At 60.0% G+C, this 16,940-nt stretch carries 11 protein-coding genes and 1 rRNA gene; 9 read left to right on the top strand and 3 right to left on the bottom strand.

Features of this window, described 5'->3' with window-relative positions:
- The 7 genes from rrf to BM403_RS14890 form a co-directional block, all read left to right on the top strand.
- Positions 1-90, top strand: a 5S ribosomal RNA gene (gene rrf, locus BM403_RS14920); the annotation flags it as partial.
- Between the two features lie 144 nt (positions 91-234).
- Positions 235-3,684, top strand: a complete 3,450-nt coding sequence (gene recC, locus BM403_RS14915; protein ID WP_093543418.1) for an exodeoxyribonuclease V subunit gamma — start codon at positions 235-237, stop codon at positions 3,682-3,684.
- Positions 3,681-7,355, top strand: a complete 3,675-nt coding sequence (recB, locus tag BM403_RS14910) for an exodeoxyribonuclease V subunit beta (RefSeq protein ID WP_093543416.1) — start codon at positions 3,681-3,683, stop codon at positions 7,353-7,355. The genes recC and recB overlap by 4 nt, the downstream gene beginning before the upstream one ends.
- Positions 7,352-9,457, top strand: a complete 2,106-nt coding sequence (gene recD / locus BM403_RS14905) for an exodeoxyribonuclease V subunit alpha (RefSeq protein ID WP_093543413.1) — start codon at positions 7,352-7,354, stop codon at positions 9,455-9,457. The genes recB and recD overlap by 4 nt, the downstream gene beginning before the upstream one ends.
- A gap of 12 nt (positions 9,458-9,469) precedes the next feature.
- Entirely contained in the window at positions 9,470-10,042 is a 573-nt protein-coding gene (locus BM403_RS14900) for a regulatory sequestration protein YfiR (RefSeq protein WP_093543411.1), read from the top strand.
- Positions 10,039-11,301, top strand: coding sequence for a diguanylate cyclase DgcN/YfiN (locus tag BM403_RS14895; protein ID WP_015885881.1), 1,263 nt, complete (start codon positions 10,039-10,041; stop codon positions 11,299-11,301). The genes BM403_RS14900 and BM403_RS14895 overlap by 4 nt, the downstream gene beginning before the upstream one ends.
- Positions 11,302-11,305: 4 nt before the next feature.
- Entirely contained in the window at positions 11,306-11,797 is a 492-nt protein-coding gene (locus tag BM403_RS14890; protein WP_175538074.1) for an outer membrane lipoprotein YfiB, read from the top strand.
- A gap of 158 nt (positions 11,798-11,955) precedes the next feature.
- On the opposite strand, the gene BM403_RS14885 is transcribed toward BM403_RS14890, so the two are convergent.
- Positions 11,956-12,246 (bottom strand): DUF3077 domain-containing protein, encoded by a 291-nt coding sequence (locus tag BM403_RS14885; RefSeq protein ID WP_093543409.1) that lies wholly within the window; start codon positions 12,244-12,246, stop codon positions 11,956-11,958.
- A 482-nt stretch (positions 12,247-12,728) separates the two neighbouring features.
- Between BM403_RS14885 and BM403_RS14880 the strand changes: the two genes are divergently transcribed.
- Complete coding sequence (locus BM403_RS14880; protein WP_093543407.1) at positions 12,729-13,106, top strand: hypothetical protein; 378 nt, start codon at positions 12,729-12,731, stop codon at positions 13,104-13,106.
- 105 nt (positions 13,107-13,211) lie between these two features.
- Here BM403_RS14880 and BM403_RS14875 read toward each other — a convergent pair whose 3' ends face one another.
- Both BM403_RS14875 and BM403_RS14870 read right to left on the bottom strand, forming a co-directional pair.
- Positions 13,212-14,129, bottom strand: coding sequence for an HNH endonuclease (locus tag BM403_RS14875; protein WP_093543405.1), 918 nt, complete (start codon positions 14,127-14,129; stop codon positions 13,212-13,214).
- A gap of 206 nt (positions 14,130-14,335) precedes the next feature.
- Positions 14,336-15,286 carry a LysR family transcriptional regulator gene (locus tag BM403_RS14870; protein WP_093543403.1) on the bottom strand — a complete coding sequence of 317 codons (951 nt, stop codon included), beginning with the start codon at positions 15,284-15,286 and terminating at the stop codon, positions 14,336-14,338.
- Positions 15,287-15,415: 129 nt separating this feature from the next.
- Between BM403_RS14870 and BM403_RS14865 the strand changes: the two genes are divergently transcribed.
- Positions 15,416-16,933 carry a CoA-acylating methylmalonate-semialdehyde dehydrogenase gene (locus tag BM403_RS14865; RefSeq protein ID WP_015885874.1) on the top strand — a complete coding sequence of 506 codons (1,518 nt, stop codon included), beginning with the start codon at positions 15,416-15,418 and terminating at the stop codon, positions 16,931-16,933.
- The last annotated feature ends 7 nt before the right edge of the window (positions 16,934-16,940 follow it).

Here is a 16,940-nt window from a genome sequence, read left to right as displayed (position 1 = left end):
ACCTGATCCCATCCCGAACTCAGTAGTGAAACGATGCATCGCCGATGGTAGTGTGGGGTTTCCCCATGTGAGAGTAGGTCATCGTCAAGATTAAACTCCGAAACCCCATCTGCGAAAGCAGATGGGGTTTTGTTTTGGGCGGTCGAAAATGTCTAACACATGCCAATTCCGCCAATAACTGCCCACAATGCTAAAGTCGCACCTTCGATTTTTGCTTTTCCCAAGGAAGCCGTTATGCCGGACGCGACGTCCCTCAGTGCTGGATTCATGGTGGTTCACGGCAACCGCCTGGACGAACTGCGCAGCCTGGTGGTCAGTTGGATGCGCCGCTACCCACTGGCTCCCCTGGAAAACGAAATCGCCTTGGTGCAAAGCAACGGCATCGCCCAGTGGCTCAAGCTGGCTTTGGCTGAAGATCCTGAAGATGATGATATGGGCGGTTGTGGAATCGCCGCAGCAATCGACGTGCAACTGCCCGGCAGCTTCATGTGGCAGCTGTACCGCATGGTCCTGGGCCGTGACGAAATCCCCCCCAAGTCCCTGCTCGATAAAGCCCCACTGACCTGGCGCCTGATGCGCCTGCTCCCGGAGCTTATCGATCAGCCGCACTTCGAACCGCTGCAGCGTTTCCTCACCCACGACACTGATTTGCGAAAACGCTATCAACTCGCCGAGCGCCTGGCTGATTTGTTCGACCAATACCAAGTTTACCGTGCCGATTGGCTGGAAGACTGGGCTGCTGGCCGTCACCAACTGCGCAATGGCCGAGGCGAGTCCAAACCCCTCAACCTCGCTAACTGCTGGCAAGCCGAGCTGTGGCGTGCGCTGCTGTTGGATGTAGGTGAAGAAGGCATGGCCGAAAGTCGTGCAGGCGTTCACCAGCGCTTTATTGAGCGCATAAACACGCTCGAGCACGCGCCCCCAGGCCTTCCATCCCGAGTCATCGTTTTTGGCATCTCCTCGTTACCTGCGCAGGCACTCGAAGCCCTCGCCGGTCTCGCACGATTCAGCCAAGTTTTACTCTGCGTGCACAACCCCTGTCGCCACCATTGGTCAGACATCGTCGCCGACAAAGACCTGCTGCGTAACGAATACAAACGCCAAGCGCGTAAGAGTGGCATGCCGGTCACCATCGACCCACAAACCCTGCACCAGCATGCCCACCCGCTGCTGGCTGCCTGGGGTAAACAGGGCCGCGACTACATCAGCCTGCTGGACAGCTACGACGACCCCAACAGCTACCGCGCTGCCTTCCGCGATGGTCGTATCGACCTGTTCAGCGACAGCGAGCCCACCACACTGCTCAACCAGCTCCAGGACGACATCCTCGAACTGCGCCCACTCAACGAAACCCGCGAGCTTTGGCCTGCCGTCGACCCGGACCGCGACACCTCAATCCGCTTCCACATCGCCCACAGCGCCCAACGCGAAGTGGAAATCCTCCACGATCAACTGCTCCAACGCTTCAGTGCGGACCCCGCGCTGCGCCCCCGGGACATCATCGTCATGGTTCCCGACGTCGATAGTTACGCGCCGCACATCCGCGCCGTGTTCGGCCAGCTCGAGCGCAATGACCCGCGCTTCATCCCGTTCACCCTGACCGACCAGGGCCAACGTGGCCGCGACCCTCTGCTCATCGCCGTCGAACACCTGCTGAAACTCCCCGACAGCCGCTTCCCCGTCAGCGAGATTCTCGACCTGCTTGATGTTCCGGCCCTACGCGAACGCTTTGCCATCAAGGAACGCGACCTGCCCACATTGCACCGCTGGATAGAAGGTGCCGGCATCCGCTGGGGGCTTAACGCCGAACAACGTGCCGGCCTAGGTTTGCCAACGGAGCTGGAGCAAAACAGCTGGCGTTTCGGCCTGCGCCGTATGCTGCTCGGTTACGCCGTAGGCACCGGCGCCGCGTGTGACGGCATCGAGCCCTACGACGAAATAGGTGGTCTGGACGCCGCCCTCATCGGCCCATTGGTCGCCTTGCTCGACGCACTCAACGACGCCCACCAAGCCCTGTCCCAACCCGCACCTCCGAGGGTGTGGGGTGAGCGTCTGCGACGCCTGATGCAACTGTTCTTCCTGCCCAGCAGTGAACACGACGATTACCTGCTGGGCCAACTCGAACAACTCAGAGAAACCTGGCTGGAAACCTGCGAGTCCGTAGGTCTGCAGGACGAGTTACCCCTCACTGTAGTCCGTGAAGCCTGGCTGGCCGGCCTCGACCAAGGCCGCCTGTCCCAGCGCTTCCTCGCCGGAGCTGTCAATTTCTGTACCCTGATGCCCATGCGTGCGATCCCCTTCAAGCTCGTCTGCCTGCTCGGCATGAACGACGGTGATTACCCACGTGCGCAACCACCGCTGGACTTCGACCTGATGGGCAGTGACTACCGCCCCGGCGACCGCTCACGCCGTGAAGACGACCGCTACCTGCTGCTCGAAGCCCTGCTTTCAGCCCGGGACCAGCTGTACATCAGTTGGGTCGGCCGTAGCATCCGTGACAACAGTGATCGCCCTGCCTCGGTACTGATCGGTCAACTGCGTGACCATCTCGCCAGTGGCTGGCACCACGCAAACAGCGACGAGCCACTGATCGATGCCATGACACAAGAGCATCCGCTGCAACCGTTCAGCGCCCGCTATTTCCATGAGGGCGATGCGCTGTTCAGCTACGCGCGCGAATGGCAGTTGCTCCACGAAGCGTCCGATGCCCTCCCAACCGAACACGACCTGGCTCCCCACCAACAGGAAGAGCCCCTGAGCCTCGGCCAGCTCCAAGACTTCCTGCGTAACCCGGTCAAACACTTCTTCAGCCAACGCCTGAAAGTATTCTTCGAGGCCGCCGAAGTCCCGCTGGCCGACGAAGAGCCCTTCGTTCTCGACGCACTGCAACGCTACAGCCTGAGCGACAGCCTGCTCAGTGCTGCACTCACCCAACCCGATCACCTCGACCAGGCGCTGAATGCCCAAGCCCTGCGTCTGCAAGGCAGTGGCCTATTGCCGATGGTCGGTTTCGGCGAATGCCTGCGTAACGAACTGATCGAGCCCTTGCCCGACCTGCTGCGACGCTACCAGCAATTACTGGCCCTTTGGCCCACCCCGCACCCCGGCGCCGAACCCGTCAGTTTTGAGCATCATGGCGTTCAGTTGGAAGGCTGGATCGGCGGATTGCATCGGCGCAGTGATGGCGGGCTGCTCAGCGTCACCACCATTCCCAACAGTATCGGCTCGATCAAGACCCGCAAGTGGCATCGCCTGATTCGCCCCTGGGTCAATCACGTGGTTGCCTGCGCCTGCGGCTTGCCGTTAAGCACTGGCTTGGTGGCCAGCGACGACACCTTGCTCCTGCCACCACTGGATACATCCAATGCCCGGGAAATCCTCTGCAACCTGCTGCTGGCCTGGCATACCGGAATGAGCAAACCGCTACCCGTTGCCGTGAAAACCGCCTTCGCGTGGCTCAGCCAAACCGACCCAGTCAAGGCCGAAGCCGCCGCCAGTAAAACCTACGAAGGCGATGGCCTGACCAACGATGGCGAGCGTCGCGAAACCCCGGCGCTCACCCGGCAATTCCCCGACTACGCCACACTGATCGCCAGCGAAGAGTTCGAAGGTTGGTGCGAAACCCTGTATCGCCCCTTGCTCAACGCACCATGGCGATCACTCACCGGCGAGGACGGCGCATGACCCGTAAACCCTTGGCCCTGGCCTTCCCGCTCAAAGGCAGCCAGCTGATCGAAGCCAGCGCGGGTACCGGCAAGACGTTCACTATCTCCGCCCTCTACCTGCGCCTGGTCCTCGGCCACGGTGGCGACGAAGCAGGCTTCGGCCGTGAATTGCTGCCGCCGCAAATCCTGGTGGTGACCTTCACCGACGCCGCCACCAAGGAGCTGCGCGAACGCATCCGCATTCGCCTGGCCGAAGCCGCACGCTTTTTTCGCGAAGAAATCGAACAGCCCGATGCCCTGATCGCCGATCTGCGCGCCGAGTACCCACCCGAACAATGGCCTGCCTGCGCCAACCGACTGGACATTGCCGCCCAGTGGATGGATGAAGCCGCCGTCTCGACGATCCACAGTTGGTGCCAGCGCATGCTGCGCGAACATGCCTTCGACAGCGGCAGCCTGTTCACCCAGACCCTGGAAACCGACCACAGCGACCTGCTCGGCGAAGTGTTGCGCGATTACTGGCGGCTGTTCTGCTACCCGATGCACGACGACGCCCTCAACTGGGTGCGCAGCAACTGGGGCGGCCCCGCCGCGTTAATGCCGCGAGTACGTGCGCTATTTGGCAGCGAACGGCCGACGGGTGAAACCCGCGAGCCCGCCGAGCTGATCAACGCGTGCCTGCAGGAACGCCGCGAAGCACTGCAAACGCTCAAGGCCCCCTGGCAACAATGGGCCGCCGAACTGCGCGATATCTGCCTGCAAGCCGTGGCCGCAAAAACCGTCGACGGCCGCAAGATGCAAGCCCGTTACTTCGAGCCCTGGTTCGAAAAGATCAGCGCCTGGGCCGCTGACGAAACCCTTGAGCAACTGGACATCGGCACCGGTTTCACCCGTCTCACGCCCGACGGTATGGCCGAAGCCTGGAAGGGCGAGCCGCCGCAGCATCCCGGTATCGACGCCATGGCCAGCCTCAAGGCCGCCCTTGATGCGCTGCCGACCCCCGACGCCGCCGTGTTGCAACACGCCGCCGGCTGGGTGGGCAAACGCTTCGAGGACGAAAAACGTCGCCGCGCCGAGATGGGGTTCGACGACATGCTCATCCGCCTCAACGCCGCCCTGCAAGCCGACGGCGGTGAACGCTTGGCCAGTGTGATCCGCGAGCAGTTTCCGGTGGCCTTGATCGATGAATTCCAGGACACCGACCCGGTGCAATACAGCATCTTCGACAGCATCTACCGCATCGAAGAAAACCACCTCGACAGCGGGCTGTTCCTGATCGGCGATCCCAAGCAAGCGATCTACGCCTTCCGTGGCGCCGACATCTACACCTACCTGCGCGCCCGACAATCCACTACCGGTCGCCACCACACATTGGGCACCAACTTCCGCTCCAGCCATGCGATGGTCGAGGCGGTAAATCACGTATTCCAGCGTGCAGAAACAGGTCGCGGTGCGTTCCTGTTCCGCGAGCCCAACGGTGAAAACCCGGTGCCTTTCCACTCTGTGCTGTCCCAGGGCCGCAAGGAACAATTGCAGGTTAATGGGCAAACGCTGCCGGCCATGAACCTCTGGCACTTACCTACCGACCAGCCAGTGTCCAATGCGGTTTATCGTCAGCAATTGGCGGCCGCCTGTGCCACGCACATTGTTGAATTGCTCAACGGCGGGCAGCAAGGTACCGCCGGTTTCCTACGGCCGGACGTGAGCTTCACCGGTGTGCTTCCGTCAGACATCGCCATTCTCGTTCGCGACGGCAAGGAAGCCCAAGCCGTGCGCACCGAACTGGCAGCCCGTGGCGTACGCAGCGTCTACCTCTCCGATAAGGACTCGGTCTTCGCCGCCCAGGAAGCCCACGACCTGCTCGCCTGGCTCAAGGCCTGCGCCGAGCCGGATGTCGAGCGCCCGCTGCGCGCGGCCTTGGCCTGCGTCACGCTGAACCTGTCGTTGCCGGAACTGGAGCGTCTGAACCAGGATGAGCTTGCGTGGGAAAGCCGTGTCATGCAGTTCCGTGGCTACCGCGCGATCTGGCGGACCCAAGGCGTGCTGCCGATGCTGCGCCGCCTGCTGCACGACTTCAAACTGCCGCAAACCCTCATCGCACGCAGTGATGGCGAACGGGTGCTGACCAACCTGCTGCACCTCAGCGAATTGCTGCAACAGGCAGCCACGGAACTGGACGGCGAACAGGCACTGATCCGACACCTGGCGGAACACTTGGCACTCTCCGGCCAGGCGGGTGAAGAACAAATCCTGCGCCTGGAAAGTGATGAGCAACTGGTCAAGGTGGTGACGATCCACAAGTCGAAAGGCCTGGAGTACGACCTGGTTTTCCTGCCTTTCATCTGCTCGGCCAAACCGGTCGACGGCAGCCGCTTGCCGCTGCACTACCACGATGAACACGGCAAATCCCACGTCAGCCTGCGCCCTACGCCCGAGTTGATCGCCCAGGCCGACAACGAGCGCCTGGCCGAAGACCTGCGCCTGTTGTATGTCGCCCTGACCCGCGCCAAGCATGCATGCTGGCTGGGCATCGCTGACCTCAAGCGTGGCAACAGCAATAGCTCCGTGTTGCACCTGTCGGCGTTGGGCTATCTGCTCGGCGCTGGTGCTTCGCTGGGGGAGTCTGCCGGTCTGGCGCGCTGGCTGTTGGACCTGCAAGCAGGTTGCCCTGCCATCGACTATGCCCAGGTGCCCGAAGCGCAACCCATCGTCTTCCACCCACCCCGCAACGAAGCCACACTGCGGGCGCCCTTGTTGCCCAAGCGCAAAGCCTCGGAAAACTGGTGGATTGCCTCCTACAGCGCCTTGCGTATCGGCGACAGCATGAGTGCCGCTACGCTCGAAGCGCCGGAAAGCCCCCAGGCCCAGAAGCTGTTCGATGACGAGCGCCTCGACCCCGATGCCCCCCGCGAAGTGGCGGCGTCCGGCGGCGACATCCACCGTTTCCCTCGCGGTCCTAACCCAGGGACTTTCCTTCACGGTCTGCTCGAGTGGGCAGGGGAGGAGGGCTTCAACGTCACACCCGAGGCCATCGAAAAGGCCGTGGGCGCCCGCTGCAATCGTCGTAACTGGGAAGGCTGGATCATCACCCTCAGCGGTTGGCTCGGCCACCTGTTGCAAACGCCATTGCCGGTGGATAACGGTCACGTTTCCCTCAACGGTTTGCAGCAGTACCAGATCGAAATGGAGTTCTGGTTCGCCAGCCACAAAGTCGACGTACTCGCCCTCGACAAACTGGTGTGCCAGTACACCCACAACGGCGTATCCCGCGTTGCCGCCGAACCCGTGCTGCTCAACGGTATGTTCAAGGGCTTTATCGACTTGACCTTTGAACATGACGGCCGCTATTACGTAGCGGATTACAAATCCAACTGGCTCGGCCCCGACGATTCGGCCTACACCCAGGACGCCATGGAACAGTCGATCCTCGAACATCGGTACGACCTGCAATACGTGCTTTACCTGCTGGCCCTGCACCGCCAACTCAAGGCGCGCCTGCCGGACTACGACTACGACCGCCATGCCGGCGGTGCGCTGTATCTGTTCCTGCGCGGGACCCGGTCCGCGAGCCAGGGTGCGTATTTCACCCGACCGCCACGGGACCTGATCGAAGGCCTGGACCTGCTGTTCCAGGGCAAGACCCTCCCGCCCAAGGTTGAGCCCGCCTGGGAACAAGGAGTGCTGTTATGAGCCTGTCGCCGTTACCGCTGGAGGCGTTGATGCCGCTCAGTCGCGCCGCCGACCTGGTGCAACTGCTGGAGCGTTGGGTCGATCGCGGTTGGTTGCGCGCCCTGGACAAAGCCTTCGTCGGCTTCCTGCACGAGCTTGACCCGCACGCTGACCCGCTGGTACTGCTGGCCGCCGCGCTGACCAGCCATCAATTGGGCCATGGGCACGTCTGCCTCGACCTGTTCGAAACCCTCAAGGCACCGGACTTTGCCCTGTCGTTGCCGCCTGAAGGCGACCTGCAAACCGGTGCCATGCTGCTGCCGTCGCAGTTGCTGGAAGGCCTGGACGGCGCCCACTGGTGCCATGCGCTGGCTGCCAGCCACTTGGTCGCGTTGGCAGTCGATGGCGGCGAATCCGCCCAAAGTCGCCCCTTGGTGCTGTCCGGCAAACGCCTGTACCTGCGCCGTTACTGGACCTACGAGCGGCGCATCGACACCGCCTTGCGCCTGCGGCTCGCCACCCAGGAACGTGTCGCCGCCGATTTGCCGCAGCGCCTGGACAGCCTGTTCGACCAACCGCCGCCCGACGGCGTGATCGACTGGCAAAAGCTCGCCTGCGCCCTGGCCACTCGCGGTGCATTCAGCATCGTCACCGGTGGCCCCGGCACCGGCAAGACCACCACCGTGGTGCGCCTGCTCGCGCTGTTACAGGCGCCGGCTGTCGAAACCGGCAGCCCGTTGCGCATTCGCCTGGCCGCGCCCACCGGCAAGGCTGCCGCACGCCTCACCGAGTCCATCAGCCAGCAAGTGCTGTCGCTGAAAGTGCCGGACAACGTGAAGGAAAAAATCCCGACCCAGGTCACCACCGTCCACCGGCTACTGGGCAGTCGCCCAGGCACGCGGCATTTCCGTCACCACATCGGTAACCCGTTGCCCCTGGATGTGTTGGTCGTGGATGAAGCCTCGATGATCGACCTGGAAATGATGGCCAACCTGCTCGACGCCTTGCCACCCCATGCTCGCCTGGTATTACTGGGCGACAAGGATCAACTCGCGTCGGTAGAAGCGGGCGCCGTACTCGGTGATTTGTGCCGTGATGCCGAAGCCGGCTTCTACAGCGCCGAGACCCGCCGGTGGCTGCAAGCCGTCAGTGGCGAAGACCTCAGTGCCAGTGGCTTGCAGGAAGACCTCGACGGTACCCATCCCCTGGCCCAGCAAGTGGTGATGCTGCGTTACTCACGCCGTTTCGGCGAAGGCAGTGGCATCGGCCAACTGGCGCGCTGGGTCAACCAGCAAAACGCTGAAAAAGCCCGCAAGCTGCTGGCGGCGCGTAGTCACGATGATCTGTTTTGCGTCAGCCTCAAAGGCGAACACGATTACGCCCTGGAGCGTCTGGTACTGGACGGGCAGGGTGACGGTGCCGAGGGCTATCGCTATTACCTCAATCTGTTGCAAAGCGCCCGGCCATCCGCCGACACCCCGCGCGAAGACACCGCCTGGACCCACTGGGCGCAACAACTGCTGCAAGCCTTCGATGCTTTCCAACTGCTCTGCGCGGTACGCAAGGGCCCTTGGGGCGTTGAAGGCCTCAACCTGCGCATCACCGCCGCCCTGCGCAAGGTGCGCCTGATCGAAGGCGACGAGCAATGGTACGAAGGGCGCCCGGTGCTGATGACCCGCAACGATTACGGCCTGGGCTTGATGAACGGTGACATCGGCATCGCGCTGAAACTGCCCGAAAGCGACGGCGGCCCCCCAGTGCTGCGCGTAGCGTTCCCACGTAACGATGGCCAGGGCGGCGTGCGTTTTGTGCTGCCCAGCCGTCTGAATGATGTGGAAACCGTGTACGCCATGACCGTGCACAAATCCCAGGGCTCGGAGTTCACCCACACGGCGCTGATCCTGCCGGATGCGCTGAACCCGGTGCTCACCAAAGAGTTGATCTACACCGGCATCACCCGTGCCAAACGCTGGTTCAGCCTGATCGAACCCCGGGGCGGCGTGTTTGAAGAGGCCGTGCGGCGCAAGGTCAAGCGCTTGAGTGGGTTGATGCTGGAGTTGGGTCAGGAGTCAGAAATATCCGACGCTGTGCTATCGTTGCGGCATCACCCCGAAAACACCTGAGAGTATCGCTGCATGAACGTGGCCGTCTCGCCCACAGAGCGAAGTTTGAGCTGGAGACGCCTGCTGCTGGCAATCCTGTGTGTGCTCGCGCCGCACGCCTTCGCCCAGGCGCCCGATCCCGCAGACCTTGCAGACCAGCGCGCCCAGGCGGTCACCCAAGTGGTGCTTGGCATCCTCAGTTATGCCCGCTGGCCAGTCGAGCCGGCGCAATTGCGCCTGTGTATCGTCGGCCCGACCCAGTACACCGACGACCTGATCAAAGGCACTACCCAGGCCACCGGCCGTCCGGTCGTGGTGCAGCGCCTGCTGGCCAACCATCCCGATATCGTCACCGCGTGCGATGCGGTGTACATCGGCAAACTCACCGCGGATGAGCGCAGCCAACTGTTCGCCGCATTAATCGGCCACCCAGTGCTCAGCATCAGCGAAGGCGGCGACCAGTGCACCGTGGGCAGCCTGTTCTGCTTGCGGGTGGGGGATCAACAGGTGTCCTTCGAAGTCAACCTGGACTCCGTGGCCCGCAGTGGCGTGCGCATTCACCCCAGCGTCTTGCAACTGTCCCGTCGCCGGGCGCCCGCGCAATGAGCGGCGCCAAGGTGCGACCGACGCTGCGCTCGGTCATCGGCCGAGGGCATCTGATCCTCGCGCTGTTGGCCGTGACCCTGGCCAGCGTGTCCCTGACCCTGCTGGGTGTGTTGGCGCTGCGGGTGTATGCCGAACACAACCTGCACCTGATCGCGCGCTCCATCAACTACACCGTGGAAGCGGCGGTGGTGTTCAACGACAGCGCCGCAGCCACCGAAGCCCTCAGCCTGATTGCCTCCACCGAAGAGGTGGCCCAGGCCGAAGTCCTCGATGCTAATGGCAAGTTGCTGGCGCAGTGGATACGCCCGGATACCGGCCTGCTCTCGCGTGTGGAACTGGAGCTGGCGCATACGCTGCTCGAACAACCCATCAGCCAGCCGATCCTTCACCAAGGGCGAACCATCGGCAGCATCCATCTCATCGGCCACGGCGGTAGCCTGTTGCGCTTCCTGCTCAGCGGCCTGGCCGGGATCTTCATCTGCACCGCCCTCAGCGCGTGGATCGCCCTGCACCTGGCGCGACGCTTGTTGCGCGGCATCACCGGCCCGCTGCAAAGCCTCGCCGCCGTGGCCCACGCCGCCCGCAGCGAACGCGACTTCGACCGCCGCGTACCGCCGGCAAAAATCGCCGAACTCGACAGCCTGGGCAGTGACTTCAACGCCTTGCTCGGCGAGATGGAAGCCTGGCAAAGCCACCTGCAAAGCGAAAACGAATCCCTCGCCCACCAGGCCAACCACGACAGCCTCACCGGCCTGCCCAACCGCGCCTTCTTCGAAGGCCGTTTGATCCGCGCCCTGCGCAGCGCAGCCAAGGCCAAGGAACAAGTGGCAGTGCTGTACCTCGACAGCGACCGCTTCAAAGAGATCAATGACAGCTTTGGCCACGCCGCCGGTGATGCCGTCCTCGTGGCCGTCGCCGAGCGTGTGCGCGCGCAATTGCGCGAAGACGACCTGGTGGCGCGCCTGGGCGGCGACGAGTTCGCCATACTGCTGGCGCCGTTGCACAAGGTCGAAGACGCCGAGCGCATCGCCGACAAGATCATCGCCAGCATGGACCTGCCGATCTCCGTGCCCGGCAACACCCAGGTATTGACCTCTCTCAGTATCGGCATCGCCATCTACCCCGATCATGGCGCCACCCCTGGCACCTTACTCAATGCTGCCGACGCAGCGATGTACCAGGCCAAGCGTTTGTCCTCGGGCGGCCAGCAAACGGCGGAGTCGGAGAACCCCGTCGTCAACGTTAAACACAGGAGTTGATCCCTTGTTCTCGACCGCGCGTTTCATGTTTATCACCCTGCTCGTGTCATTGCTCGCCCTCGGCGGTTGCCAGACGGCCCCACCCAAAGGCCTGACCCCGGCGCAAGTCGCCGTGCTCAAGCAGCAAGGCTTTGAACTGACCGACGACGGCTGGGCATTCGGCTTGTCCGGCAAAGTGCTGTTTGGCAGCGATGTCGAGGCGCTCAACCAACCCAGCACCGACATCGTCCAGCGCATCGGCAAGGCCCTGTTGGGCGTGGGGATTGAACGCGTACGCGTCGACGGTCACACCGACGCATCGGGCAAGGAAACCTACAACCAACAACTGTCCCTGCGCCGCGCTAAAAGTGTGGCGACGGTGTTGATGAGTGTGGGCATGAAGGAAGAAAACATCCAACTGCGCGGCTTGGGCAGCAGCGAGCCGGTGGCGTCCAATGACACCGCGGCGGGGCGCACGGAGAATCGACGGGTGTCGATAGTGGTGATGTCGGACTGAGCCTGTCCCGCTAATCTCATTGTGAAACCCAATCAACTGTGGGAGCTGGCTTGCCTGCGATAGAGGTGTCTCAGTACTGGATGTACTAACTGACACACTGCCATCGCAGGCAAGCCAGCTCCCACAGTGAGTTTGTGGTGCCTTGCTACAGCGTTCGCTTAGCGGCCCGGTGTCATCGCCTGCGTCAGGTCATCCACCACAGCCTTGCCCATTTCACACAGGTAATGCGCAGCCCATGCGTATTGCTCGCCGCGTACATCCATGGCGGCTTCCATGGCGAGTTTCTTCGAGTAAAAAAGTAGGGTGGAGGCGTGTTCCAACGCATCCTCAATCGGCATGCCGGAGTTGACGCGGAACAGGGGGGTTTCGTTTTCGCCGTAGTCGCCGAAGGTGACTACGCCGAGGGTGGTGATGGAGGAAAGCGGTGGGTCGGGGACGATTTTAGTCATGATTCATACCTGGGAGTTTTAGGAGCCACCCATTCATGTCGCTAAACATGAAAGGGTGGCAGCTGTACGCAGGTTAGCGAACCGGACCCAGGACCCGGCAGACCCGAGGGTCTCCCACGCACAGCCGCCATAACACGACAACGACGAGCGCGAAGCTCTTGCCGTTGGAGGCTGTGTCCGGGTTCGGGTCGCTAAACCCGTTCGCTGATGTCAGCGAATTACGGAGGCTAGTGACTCGAACCCTAAGGCGCAATAGGCTGGAGATTCTCTAGGAAACGTCCTGCAATTTAAAGCGAATCATCGTTGATGGCCCTTTAATGCCGTAAATGCCGTAAAAATTTGGCCTACGCCCCGCATAGTGAATTTTCGCTCTGCCTCGCGCAGCTTGCAGATGGAGTTCATATCACCTTGGTACTTTAAAGTTGACCTTCATGTGAACTCTTGAAATGCTAAAATTTTGCAATCAAAGGAAGGAGCTACGCATGCGAAATTTAGACCTGTACGGAAACCAAAAAGTAAACACAGAACTCCACCTACGGGTGGCTGTAATCGATTTATTACCATCGGAGGGAGAGAAAGCAGCGCGAATGATGGCGTGGGGAGCCTTCGTGGATGATAGATTGAAGCTTGCTGACAATAATGAATTAATTGCTAATTTGGCTAGGCTCAAGTACTCAGAGGCAAAAGAGTTGTTTCCTTCTCTTGGAATGAGTATGGATGTTGAGCAGCATGAGTTTGTGAGTTTGTTTCTTGATGAGCTGGGTGTGATTAATCAAAAGGTAACCAAGAAAAGTGTTCAGGTTGTTTTCTATATTTTTTTTGCTCTTGGTCTGTTTGGGATTTATAAGGTTTTCTTTTGATCTTATAGATGAGATTTGTATTCCTTTCTGGAGGGGAAGGTTAGCTAGATCCGCTAGGTAGGCGGTGATTGGCTCTGTTTTGTGTTTGATTCTTTAAAGTCCGTTTTATGATAATCCGGGTAATGGCCAAATTGAAGGCATCCAATGTAAGTCCTCATTGTTTATAGAGTCTTTCGTACTGCGGTTGGTGATGTCGAATGAGTCTGTTGTTTTGAATTTTTCGTAGATTTGATCTGAGTTTTTCTCTCCTTCTACATAGCCAACTACAATGTGATAGGTCGGGGTTGAGCTGTTGGGGAGTATTCTGATTTCTACTATAATCAATAGCTTGTCTGGGGCTTTGAGATAAATTGTTTTCATCTCATAACCTAACTCAGGTTTTATATCTGAATAGCTTCTTCTGCCGCCAACTATGTAAGATAAATTTTTCTTTTGACCAAGAATGTATGGCAAGCAGATTGGGTGAAAATCCTCTGGAGCCAAAGTGCATAGCGCTTGCCCATAAGCTATTTTTACTAGTAGTCGTGCGAAACTGTCCGGTACATGCCTAAAGCTCATAACGGGGCGTTGCCCATACTTAGCTGTAAAGTTATTTATTTTGTCCTCGTCGACGGGTGACACTAGCTCCCAGCTTTGCGAAAGATCAACGGACTCGGGGAGTCCCTGTAATATTCCGGCCTTTGGCATCTTGTAAAAAACCATAGCGGCAGGACAATCTTTTACTGGGATTTTCATTTTGTGGCCTGGATTGTGCTCGTCGCGCATAAGTATATGCTTAGGTCTTTTTTTCTTGCGGCGTGAGGGCGCGTTGTAGACTATTCTTGCGTCTCCCCAAAGCTCTCTAGAAACATCCAGTTCAAATCGTGATGTTATTTTTGCGCAACTGTCACAGCTTGCTTCTTTAAGTACGTGGGCGCCTCCTATGAAATAAGGCATGATATGTTCGTCAGTCAACCTCACACCTGATTTTTTGCAGTAAATACAGTAGCCTCGTGAAGGAATGTGCGTTGGTCCATGGCTCATACAAATATAGGTCCCATGCTTAATGACTCTGAATGTCTAGAAATTTTATTAGGTTAGGTAAGAGTTTTTAATTTTGCCTTGGTGAAATAGAGATTGCGTTACGTGGCGGAGGGACCCTTCCAAATATTTTTATAACGGTCCACTCACCGAGTTGCAAAAGCGGGCGTGGGATCTTAACGACGCTTCTTGTCTTTTACCGGGGCAAACTACATTTCCGAAAACACCATCTCCCGCGTCTCACCCATCAACAACCCCTGATTCTGCTCCGTCACCTCCCTGATGTAATCCCACAACAACGTAATCCGCTTCAACTTCCGCAAATCCTCCCTGCAATACATCCAGAACTGCCGTGTAATAGCAATCTGCTCCCCCAGCACTGGCAACAACCGTGGGTCCTGCGCCGCCAAAAAACACGGCAATATCGCCATCGACCGCCCCTGCTGCGCCGCCACGTACTGCGCGATCACGCTGGTACTGCGCAGGCTGGCGCTGGCGCCGGGCACCACGTTCGCCAGGTACAGCAGCTCTGAACTGAACGCCAAATCATCCACGTAGCTGATAAACGGATGTTCGGCCAAATCCGTGGGTTTGCGGATCGGCGGGTGTTGGTCCAGGTATTCCTGGGTCGCGTACAGCTGCAGTTTGTAGTCGCACAATTTGCAGCACACATAGGGCCCGTGTTCCGGCCGTTCCAGGGCGATGACGATGTCGGCTTCGCGCTTGGACAGGCTGATGAAGTGGGGCAGGGGCAGGATATCCACCGAGATGGCCGGGTAGGTGTCGACGAAGTGGCTCAATTGCGGGGTGACGAAGAAGCTGCCGAACCCTTCGGTGCAGCCCATGCGCACGTGGCCGGACAGCGCCACGCCGGAGCCGGAGACTTGTTCGCAGGCCATGTGCAGGGTGCTTTCGATGGACTCGGCGTAGCCCAGCAAACGCTGGCCCTCAGGGGTGAGGACGAAACCGTTGGTCCGGGATTTTTCGAACAGCAGGGTGCCGAGGGACACTTCCAGTGAACTGATGCGCCGCGACACGGTGGTGTAGTCCACCGCCAGGCGCTTGGCGGCCACGCTGGCCTTGCGGGTGCGGGCCACTTCGAGGAAAAACTTCAGGTCATCCCAGTTCAGGGAGCCCAGCGACGTGATGTTTTTTTGCATATTGGTCCGGCTTTTATGTGCGTTCTTATTAGAGATTTGCACATCTATACTCCAAAAACAGTCCGAACGCCTCATTTCCCAAGGCGGTTACGCGCCTTGTCTCTGTATAAATATAAGATTGGAGACCACATGAACGCATCTGCCGATATTTCCGTGCAACAGGTCAAGTTGCTGATCAACGGCGAGTGGGTCGAGTCCAAGACCACCGAGTGGCAAGACATCGTCAACCCGGCTACCCAAGAGGTGCTGGCCAAAGTCCCGTTCGCTACCGCCGATGAAGTCAACGCCGCCATCGACGCCGCTCACCGCGCCTTCCAAACCTGGAAGCTGACGCCAATCGGCGCGCGCATGCGCATCATGCTTAAGCTGCAAGCCTTGATCCGTGAACATTCCAAGCGCATCGCCGTGGTGCTCAGCAACGAGCAGGGCAAGACCATTGCCGATGCCGAGGGCGATATTTTCCGTGGCCTGGAAGTGGTGGAGCACGCTTGTTCCATCGGCACCCTGCAAATGGGCGAATTCGCTGAAAACGTTGCCGGTGGCGTCGATACCTACACGCTGCGCCAACCCATCGGCGTGTGCGCCGGTATCACCCCGTTCAACTTCCCGGCGATGATTCCGCTGTGGATGTTCCCGATGGCGATTGCCTGCGGTAACACCTTTGTACTCAAACCGTCCGAACAGGACCCGCTGTCGACCATGCTGTTGGTGGAGCTGGCGCTGGAAGCCGGTGTACCGGCCGGTGTGCTCAACGTGGTACACGGCGGCAAGGATGTGGTGGATGCGCTGTGCACCCACAAAGACATCAAGGCCGTGTCCTTCGTCGGCTCGACCGCCGTGGGCACCCACGTCTATGACCTGGCCGGCAAACACGGCAAGCGCGTGCAATCGATGATGGGCGCCAAGAACCACGCGGTGGTGCTGCCGGATGCCAACCGCGAACACACCCTCAATGCCCTGGTCGGCGCCGGTTTCGGCGCGGCGGGCCAACGTTGCATGGCCACCTCGGTGGTGGTGCTGGTGGGCGCGTCCAAGCAATGGCTGCCAGACCTCAAGGCCCTGGCGCAAAAGCTCAAGGTCAACGCGGGCAGCGAAGCGGGCACGGATGTGGGCCCTGTGATTTCCAAGCGCGCCAAGGCACGTATCCTGGAACTGATCGAAAGCGGCGTGAAAGAAGGCGCCAAGTTGGAGCTGGACGGCCGCGACATCAAGGTGCCGGGCTTCGAGCAAGGCAACTTTGTCGGCCCGACCCTGTTTTCGGGCGTGACCCCCTCCATGCAGATCTACACCCAGGAAATCTTCGGTCCAGTGCTGGTGGTGCTGGAAGTGGCGACCCTCGATGAGGCCATCGCGCTGGTCAACGCCAACCCGTTCGGCAACGGCACTGGCCTGTTCACCCAGAGCGGTGCGGCGGCGCGTAAGTTCCAGAGCGAAATCGATGTCGGCCAAGTCGGCATCAATATCCCGATCCCGGTGCCGGTGCCGTTCTTCAGTTTCACCGGTTCCCGTGGTTCCAAGCTCGGCGACCTCGGCCCGTACGGCAAGCAAGTGGTGCAGTTCTACACCCAGACCAAAACCGTCACCAGCCGCTGGTTCGATGACGACACGGTCAATGATGGCGTCAACACCACCATCAACCTGCGCTGATTCGGGA

The sequence above is a fragment of the Pseudomonas sp. OV546 genome, assembly GCF_900116845.1.
GTDB classification, from domain to species: Bacteria; Pseudomonadota; Gammaproteobacteria; order Pseudomonadales; family Pseudomonadaceae; genus Aquipseudomonas; species Aquipseudomonas petroselini.
This window is presented reverse-complemented; position numbering and strand designations above follow the sequence as displayed.